Consider the following 6,301-nt stretch of genomic DNA (forward strand, 5'->3'; position numbering starts at 1 on the left):
GCCTCACTCGGCCGGCTGCAGGGTCAGGCAGACGGAGTTGATGCAGTACCGGTCGTCGGTCGGCGTGGGGTAGCCCTCGCCGTGGAACACGTGCCCGAGGTGCGAGTCGCAGCGGGCGCAGCGGACCTCCACCCGGCGCATGCCGAGCGAGTCGTCCTCGCGCAGAGTCACGGTCTCCGACTCGGACGGCTCGTAGAACGACGGCCAGCCGCAGTGCGACTCGAACTTGGCCTCCGACCGGAACAACTCCGCCCCACAGGCGCGGCAGGAGTAGACACCGACGGTCTTGGTGTCGACGTACTCGCCGCTGAACGGGCGCTCGGTCCCCGCCTGCCGGAGGATTCGGTACTCCTCGGGGGAAAGCTCCGCGCGCCACTCGGCGTCGCTCTTGATTATCTTCTCCATGCTCACCACCCTGCCTTCTGCGATCCCTCGCGGGGATTACGAACTAAGGAACTCCAGGAAGGCCCGGGATCTTCCCCGCACGTCTTCGCGGGTCGAGGCATCCTTTTCCGGGTCTTCCGGCGTCTTCACTGACGAGGGGGTTGATCGCCGCCACCCGCGCGGGGGCGGTCACCCACACCGCCGTCAGGGCGGCGAAGCACCCGACCCGTGCTGGACGCCGCCGGACGGTGAGAGGAGGCCGCCCACGGGCGGCCGCCGTGGTCCGTCCCGTCGCGTGCGGCGCCGTCCGAACGCGAGCGCGCCGTACGCGACCACGAGCCTGCGCCGGGAGGGCGCGGCCGTGGGAGCGCCCGGTCCGGCCGCCGTCGGCAGCCCGGGACGGACCCCCTCGTCCGGGTAGGGTCACCTCCATGGCTTCGCCGTACATCGAGATAGAGGTGGGTGGCCGCACAGTCAAGGTCACCAATCCGGACAAGGTCTACTTCCCGGAGATCGGCGCGACCAAGCGCGACCTGGTGGAGTACTACGTGAGTGTGGGGGACGGCGTGCTGCGCGCCCTGCGAGAGCGGCCGACCTACCTCAAGCGGCACCCCGACGGCGTCGGCACCGAGGCGATCTACCAGAAGCGGATGCCCCGGCACCCCGACTGGATCGAGACCGTCACCGTGCGCTTCCCCAGCGGTCGCACGGCCGACGCGTTCTGCCCGACCGAAGTGGCGGCCATCGCCTGGTGCGCCAACCTCGGCACGATCGACTTCCACCCGTGGCACGCCCGCCGCGCCGACCTCGACCACCCCGACGAGCTGCGCATCGACATCGACCCGCAGCCCGGCACCTCGTTCGAGCAGGCCCGTACGGTGGCGTTCACGGTCAAGGAGATCCTCGACGAGCTGGGCATGACGGGCTTCCCGAAGACCTCGGGCAGCCGGGGAATCCACGTGAACGTGCGCATCGAGCCCCGCTGGACCTTCACCGAGGTGCGATACGCCGCGATCGCCCTGGCCCGTGAGGTCGAGCGGCGCTCGGACCTCGCGACGAGCGCCTGGTGGAAGGAGGAGCGGGGGGAGAAGGTCTTCATCGACTACAACCAGAACGCCCGCGACCGGACGGTGGTGGCCGCCTACTCGGTCCGCGCCCGGCCCGACGCCCGGGTCTCCGCCCCCGTGACGTGGGAGGAGCTGGCCGACTGCGACCCGCGCGACTTCGACATCACAACGATGCCGGAGCGGTTCGCCAGGCTGGGCGACGTGCAGCGGGCGATCGACGACCGGGCCCACGACATCGGCACGCTGCTGGAGTGGTACGACGCCGACGAGCGGGGCGACATGCCCTATCCGCCGAACTACCCGAAGATGCCCGGCGAGCCGAGGCGGGTCCAGCCCAGCAAGGCGAGGCCGACCGGCTGATCGTGACTCGCCGGGCGACGATTTTGTCCGCGGGTCTCTGCTCTTGATCGGCTCTTGCATTCCCGCCCGGTGTCCCTGGAGACGCGTGCGGGGATGGTCCTGGCGAGCGCCGGCAGGCGGGGGAGCGGGCGCTCGTCCCCGGGCAAGACCGCACTCGGACGAACCTGGAACACCCGGCCTCGCCCTCGTACCGCTGCCGGGGCCGTCGTGCACAAGACCGAGCGGGGGGAGACATCCGAATGTGCCTGAGCTGCGGCTACGGCGAGCCTGACGACGACCACGGGAGTCCCGACCACGGCACCTGGACGGATCCGCGGAAGACCTCCAGGGTCGCGGACGTCGACCCGGCGCGGGTCGCCGACACCATCAGGCCCGGGATGGAAGCCCTCGGCACGCCACCTTCCTGACGCCGGGCCGTTCTCCCCTGGTTGGACAGTTGGAAGCCGCCGCTAGACCGATATGTATGGAGAGTGACCAAGTGACGACACCGGTCAAGAGGATCACGATGTCCAAGCCGTTCTGCGCCCTCGCGGGCGTCGGCCCGTACGCAATCGCCAAGGCCGGCGAGGTGTACGAGGACATGGCCCTCCGCGGGCGCAGGATCGTGAGCAAGATGAGCCGTGAGGCCGCGCAGGAGTTCGAGGAGACCGCGCACGAGCTGGAGGACATCTCCAGGTCCGCTCGCCAGCAGGAGAGGCAGGAGCGGGAGACGGTCGCCCAGACGGCCGGCAGGGCCCGCGCCACCACGAGGGCCTGACACAAGGGCCTGACGCGAAAGGCCCGTTGGGCCGTGCGGCACGCGCCGACGCACGCCGGCGGCGCGTGCCGGTCGCCGGTGTGGGCGGAGTCACACCGGGATCGGTGAATCAGTGGTGGAAGCTCGTCGCGGCGTCCGGGCCGAACATCGGGGCGGGCTGCTTGTGCAGCCAGGGCAGCAGGCCGTCGAGGTCGTCCGCCAGGCGGTCGGCCAGATCGAGCGAGAAGCCGTTGCGGCACACCACCCTCAGCACGTGCAGGTCGCCGCGGTTGGGCGGGAACGGGTAGGCCGGCACCAGCCAGCCCCACTCCCGCAGCCGCCGGGACACGTCGTAGACGTTGAACCTGGTGACGTCGTCGCCGGTGGTGAAGGCGAACACCGGCAGTTGGTCGCCACGCGTGAGCAGCCGGAAGCAGCCGAGGCCCTCGATCCGCCCGGCGAGATGGGTCGCCACCCGCCGGAGGGCGCCCTGCACCTCGCGGAACCCCTCGTAACCGAGCCGCAGGAAGTTGTAGTACTGCGCGACGACCTGCGATCCGGACCGGGAGAAGTTGAGCGTGAACGTCGCCACGTCTCCGCCGAGGTAGTCGACGTGCTCCACCAGATCGCCGGGGAGCGCGTCCCGGTCCCGCCACAGGATCCACCCGAGCCCCGGGTAGACCATCCCGTACTTGTGCCCGGAGACGTTGATGGAGGCGACCCGCGCAAGGCGGAAATCCCACACCAGGTCCGGTTCGAGGAAGGGGGCGATCATCCCGCCCGACGCGGCGTCCACGTGCACGGGCACGGACCACCCGGTGCGTTCCTCGAGCGCGTCGAGCGCCGCGCAGACGTCGGCGATCGGCTCGTAGCTTCCGTCCATCGTGGAGCCGAGGACGGTGACGACGCCGATCGTGTTCTCGTCGCACTGCCCGGCGGCCTCCTCGGCGCCCAGGTGGAACCGGTCGCCCTCCATGGGGACCATACGGGGCTCCACCTCCCAGTAGTTGCAGAACTTCTGCCAGCACACCTGGGTGTTGACGCCCATGACCAGGTTGGGCCGCGTCCCGGCGGCGTAGCGGTCGGCGTTGCGCCGCATCCAGCGGCGTTTGAGCGCCATCCCGCCGAGCATGCACGCCTCGCTGGACCCGACGGTGGAGGTCCCCACCGAGGCGTCGGGGTCGGGGGCGTGCCACAAGTGGCCGATCATCGGGATGCAGCGCTGCTCCAGCTCGGCGGTGGCGGGATACTCGTCCCTGTCGATCAGATTCCTGTCGGCCATGTCGCCCATGAGCGCGTGCGCCTCAGGCTCCATCCAGGTGCTCACGAACGTGGCGAGGTTCAGCCGTGGGTTTCCGTCGAGCATCAGCTCGTCGCGAATGAGCCGGGACACGCCGGCGGGCGCCATGGGTCCCTCCGGCAGCCGGTGCCGGGGAGGAACCGTCGTGATCCCGGAGGCGGGGTCGGTCGCCCCGAACAACGGGTTGACCCATACCGGCCGCTGCCTGACCTGCCTGCCTTCCCGTGGAGTCACCGTCCGCTCCTCTCCGTATCAGGTCATTCAGGGTGTAGCTGGGCTGAATGCGTGCATGTCGAAAAAGTTCGGTCTGACGACCGTGTACGTCGACTCCGGAACCTCCACCCAGAGGCCGGGCAAATCACGCAGGGGCTCCGACACCACGAGCCGCGCGTCGTCGGAGACGTCCACCGACCCGAACACCTCCGGATGGAGATGCCGGAGAGTCTGGGTGTTCGCGCTGTGGAAGAGCGACCGGGAACGACGGTCGCTGGAGTAGCGGAAGGACCACAGGCACTCCCCGTCCGAAGTGGCCAGCGACATCTGGAGCGGGTTGTCCACGTCGTGCCGGCGCGCCGTCCGCTCCACGAGACCGGCCATCCGCTCCACCGCCCCCGGCGGGTCCTCGCGCAGCCCCAGCGTGAGCGCCAGGAAGAACATGACCTCCGAGTCCGTGGACCCCTCGATCACCGGGAACAGGTCCGGGGCGACGGCCAGGACCAGATCCCGTTTGAGACGGCCGAACTCGGAGATCGCGCCGTTGTGCATCCACAGCCAGGAGCCGTACCTGAACGGATGGCAGTTCGTCTGCTGTATCGCCGTTCCAGAGGACGCGCGCACGTGCGCCATGAACAGCGGCGACCGGACGTGGCGGGCGAGTTCACGGAGATTGCGGTCGCCCCACGCGGGCTTGGTGTCCTTGAACACCGCGGGCGGCACGCCGCCGTCGCCGTAGTAGCCGATGCCGAACCCGTCGCCGTTCACCGTCTCCTCGCCGTACCTGGCGTGGAGACTCTGGTCGATCAGGGAGTTCTCCGGCTCGTAGAGCAGCTTCTCCAGGGCGATGGGCGAGCCGGTGTAGGTCAGCCAGCGGCACATGAGTTCTGTCCCCCCGTCGCAGCGGCTTCGCCGGCTCGATGTCCGTCCTATCGGCCGGCGTCCCGCGCAGGTGGGGCCGCGGCGGTACGACCCGCTTCCGCCCGATCGGCTCCGGGCTCGCCGGACGCCGCCGGCCGGGCCTCACCGCCACTGTCCCCTCCGTCTGCCCTTCCCGTCCGCGCCGGTTGTACGCGCGGTGCGGCCCGCCGCTCGGGCGGAGGGGGCCCTGCGTCAGCGCGTATGCGGCCACACGGCGTCGTAGCGGTATCCCAGCTTCTCGACGTCCAGGACGCCCGCGACCGTGTCGCCGTACCGGGGCAGGCGGCTGTCCTCGGTGACGTCCCCGTACGCCGACCGGATCGGAGCCTCGGGGTGCCGGGAGCGCCACATCTGCCACAGCAGGTCGCCGAAGCAGGCGACGGCCCAGTACAGAGGGTCGTTCGGGGCGGCGGACTGGGCCAGGTCTCCTCCGATGCCCATCTGCACCGCGCCCATGTGGATCTCCAGCTGCATGTTGAACACCTGGAAGTCCGGATTTTTCAGCATGTCGGCGATGAGATCGGGCGAGGCCCACGGGGCGATCTTCCCGCCGTCGGCGTAGGAACGCCGGAGCGGATGGATCCGCGGGACCTTGGCGGCCCACCCGGCGAACGCGCCGTCGACGACGGCCCGATCGTGTTTCGCGCTGCCGTTTCCCCCGAAATACGCCTTCGACAGCGCCACCGAGCGCTCCGGCGCCCGGCTGTCGAGAGGCCAGTCCCAGTACGGCACGCACACGGCCGGATCGATGCGCTGGAGCTCCCGCTCGAACTGCAGGAGATACCTGCGCTGCCACGGCAGGAAGAAGCCGTTGGCGTGGGTGGCCGCGAAGTCGTCCGCGTAGGTCTTGACCAGCGCGTCGTAGGTCCCGCGCGCCTTCAGCACGCGTACCGCCCGGACGAACGCCGCCCACTGCTCCTTGGTCATGTCGCCGACCCGCCGGCGGGCCGCCGGCCGGGCCGGGGCCGCGTGCACCGCCGTCGCGCGCACCCCGAACGCGGTCGCCGCCGCGCCCCACACCGCCGATGCCAGCAGTTCCCGCCTGCTCGGCCCACGCATATATCCGCCCCCCGAATATCACGTTCCGTGTTTGTGCCGATCGGCGGAAAGATTAGAACGGCGAAGTGCCCGGGGCGCGGAATTTGGCGCCGTGTCGGCCCGGAGACGGTCCTGCCGGGACCGTGGCGGGCGTCGCGGGGGCGTCACGGTGGCGTTGTCGGTGCCGTGTTCCCTGACTCGTTCACCGGCTCCTCGTTCGCTTTGCGAGCGGCTCGTTCCTCACCGCTCACTCCGCTCACTGCGTCGGGTTCTCTCGTGTTC

Annotated in this window: 7 protein-coding genes; 3 read left to right on the forward strand and 4 right to left on the reverse strand. The window is 70.1% G+C overall.

The features are described from left to right. Window positions 1-3: 3 nt before the first annotated feature. On the reverse strand, window positions 4-405 hold the full coding sequence (gene msrB, locus ACGFIB_RS11545; RefSeq protein WP_142571709.1) for a peptide-methionine (R)-S-oxide reductase MsrB: 402 nt from the start codon (window positions 403-405) through the stop codon (window positions 4-6). 410 nt (window positions 406-815) lie between these two features. Here msrB and ligD point away from each other — a divergent pair, with 410 nt between their 5' ends. The 3 genes from ligD to ACGFIB_RS11560 all read left to right on the forward strand — a co-directional run bounded on the left by ligD (window position 816) and on the right by ACGFIB_RS11560 (window position 2,568). Further along, window positions 816-1,811, forward strand: coding sequence for a non-homologous end-joining DNA ligase (ligD, locus tag ACGFIB_RS11550; protein ID WP_142571708.1), 996 nt, complete (start codon window positions 816-818; stop codon window positions 1,809-1,811). A 239-nt stretch (window positions 1,812-2,050) separates the two neighbouring features. After that, a complete protein-coding gene (locus ACGFIB_RS11555) occupies window positions 2,051-2,218 on the forward strand; it encodes a hypothetical protein (protein ID WP_357242618.1) in 168 nt (55 codons plus the stop codon). A gap of 71 nt (window positions 2,219-2,289) precedes the next feature. After that, entirely contained in the window at window positions 2,290-2,568 is a 279-nt protein-coding gene (locus ACGFIB_RS11560; protein WP_357242621.1) for a hypothetical protein, read from the forward strand. A 109-nt stretch (window positions 2,569-2,677) separates the two neighbouring features. Here the strand turns inward: ACGFIB_RS11560 and ACGFIB_RS11565 are convergent, their stop codons facing one another. The 3 genes from ACGFIB_RS11565 to ACGFIB_RS11575 all read right to left on the reverse strand — a co-directional run bounded on the left by ACGFIB_RS11565 (window position 2,678) and on the right by ACGFIB_RS11575 (window position 6,040). Next, complete coding sequence (locus ACGFIB_RS11565; protein WP_393370785.1) at window positions 2,678-4,081, reverse strand: glutamate decarboxylase; 1,404 nt, start codon at window positions 4,079-4,081, stop codon at window positions 2,678-2,680. Between the two features lie 27 nt (window positions 4,082-4,108). Further along, a complete protein-coding gene (locus ACGFIB_RS11570; RefSeq protein WP_142571705.1) occupies window positions 4,109-4,942 on the reverse strand; it encodes a class II glutamine amidotransferase in 834 nt (277 codons plus the stop codon). Window positions 4,943-5,173: 231 nt separating this feature from the next. Beyond that, window positions 5,174-6,040 (reverse strand): tyrosinase family protein, encoded by an 867-nt coding sequence (locus tag ACGFIB_RS11575; RefSeq protein ID WP_393370789.1) that lies wholly within the window; start codon window positions 6,038-6,040, stop codon window positions 5,174-5,176. Window positions 6,041-6,301 lie beyond the last annotated feature (261 nt).

Origin of the sequence: Microbispora bryophytorum (genome assembly GCF_043197435.1) — a bacterium.
GTDB lineage: Bacteria > Actinomycetota > Actinomycetes > Streptosporangiales > Streptosporangiaceae > Microbispora > Microbispora bryophytorum.